The following is a 2,091-nucleotide window of genomic DNA, read 5'->3' on the forward strand; positions in this document are numbered from 1 at the left end:
GCTCGAACATCGGCGTGCAGACGCCGTGGAACATGTAGCTGGTGGAATTGATCGTCGGCGGCGACGCGTCCTGATTGCACAGCAGCTCGACGCGAACGTCGGTGTTGTCCGAGCCGCCCGCCGTGGCCGTGAATGCGTAATTGCGCCCGCGGCCGAGCACGACGTACGGCGAGCCGATCGGTGCAACGCCGCGGGTCTTGAAGCCGCCGCCGTTGACGCTGAACTCATAGAGCAGCTCGGGCACCAGGTACGAGGTCTGCGGTCCGCCGACCAGAATGGGATGACCACCGACGGCGTTCTCGCCCGTGACCGCGACGAAGTTGCTCATCGACGGAGGGCCGCTTGCACGCACGAACGAGCTGACCGTTCCGGTTGCAGCGCTCGACATGCCCGCCGGCAGCGGGCCGAGCACCTCGACGGCATCGTGGCCGACGACCGAGCCCGTATCGGGGATCGCCACCGCGTTGTCATCGACCGGGCCCTGGATCAGGTACGGGAACGAAAGGTCGGTCGTTACCGGCGCATCGGGCTCTTCGGCGCTGCGAAGATCGCGCCACAGCGATTCGCCCGGGCCGGCGCCGAGATTGGTCTGGAGCTTGGCGAGAAACGCCGCGTTGTTGTGCTCGTTGCCGCCGCCGGCACCGAACAGGAATTCGAGGAACACGGCGATCGACAGCACGTCGGTCTTCGTGAAGAACGGGATCGGGTCGATGCCGAGCCCGTAGTACTCGACCGGCTCGGCGATCTGACCGTTGTTCACCTTGGCGATGAACGAGTTGATGCCCTCGACGAACATCGTGATGTCGCGGTCCACGCGCTTGGCGGCGCCGCCACCGGTCGCGAGCTGGTTGTCGTACTGCTGCTGGAAATCGGCTTCGTCGTAGCCGGCGAACGCGTACACCTCACGATCCTGCTCGATCAGCGCCGGGTCGTAGCCGACGAGCTCGGAGATGCGGCCGCGTCCCGCGTGGCGGGCGACGTCCATCGAGAAGAGCCGGTCCGCTGCCGACGCCCAGCCGACGCCGAACATTGCAGCGTCGCGGCTCTTTGCCTGGATGTTCGGTACGCCGAAGTCATCGCGCGTGATCGAAAGCCCGATGAAGCTCGGCACCGGCGCATCGGGAGGATTGCCCGACAGGCCGATCGGTGCAGGCTTGAAGTAGTTGGTGAGCTGGGCCTCCGTGATTCCCGGCGCCGCGTAGGTCAGCGCCGCATAGAGCGGGCTCTGGTCGTCGAAGTTCGCCGGAAGCGTTCCGTCGTCGAAGTACGGCAGGGACTCGCCGACGGTCATGTAACCGTTGTTGCCCGGCGGCAGGATGTTGAGGAACAGCGATTCGTCGGCTGCCCCGGCGCGAAGCGGGGAACAAAAGATGCCGCCGGCAAGCAGCAGCACGGCGAAGGCATGCCGCGAAGCGGCGGAGATCGGTCGTATGTTCACGTTGGTCCCTCCCAGGAACGGTAAGCGGTTATACGACGCCCGCCCCGTTATCCCAACGGTGTTTCGGCCTGCGTCAATCGGCCATCCAGTTCCCATGGAACCCGAACGGGACCCGGCAGGGGAGATGGATGGTCGCGACCGGCTGCGCGGCGAACCGCTGCGCGTCAAGAATGACGAGATCCGAGCGGTCTCGCGTGGCATCGTAGACGAACGACAGCAGCCAGCCGCCGTCTTCTTCGCGCGACGACGGATCGGGCGCGAACGCCGCTTCGCCCGGATAACGGCCGGGTCCGAAATCGTGCTCGCTCGTCGAGCCGCTGACGAGGTCATACTTGAGAAGCGACGTCGCCTCGTCGTCCTTCGACGACAGGTTGCGCACCGCGTATCCGTAGCGATGCCTGCGCCCGCAGAGACGGTCGTCGATGCGGGGGAACTCGATCGGCCGGTCGTCGATCGGCGTCTCGGTTGCTGTGCCGCTCGCGAGATCGAGCTCCCAGCGGTGCAGCGACGCGAGATCGAATTTCGCGGTGCCGGCCCGCCACAGCTCCGGATAGCGCGCGACTTCGACGGTGATGCGGCCCGCGTCCTCGTACGCGTTCAGCGGATGGAAAACATAGCACGGGTCCACGTTGAACCAGCGCACCGAGCCGGTT

Annotated in this window: 2 protein-coding genes; both read right to left on the bottom strand. The window is 66.0% G+C overall.

Annotated elements, in window-relative coordinates:
• Nucleotides 1-1,438, bottom strand: a 1,438-nt coding sequence (locus VN634_09220; GenBank protein ID HXC51049.1) for a penicillin acylase family protein, incomplete at its 3' end; no start/stop codon positions are given.
• Nucleotides 1,439-1,511: 73 nt separating this feature from the next.
• Nucleotides 1,512-2,091 (bottom strand): carotenoid oxygenase family protein (locus VN634_09225; GenBank protein HXC51050.1); only part of this gene is annotated, 580 nt, incomplete at its 5' end.

It is taken from the genome of Candidatus Limnocylindrales bacterium (assembly GCA_035571835.1).
Classification (GTDB): domain Bacteria; phylum Desulfobacterota; class Binatia; order UBA1149; family CAITLU01; genus DATNBU01.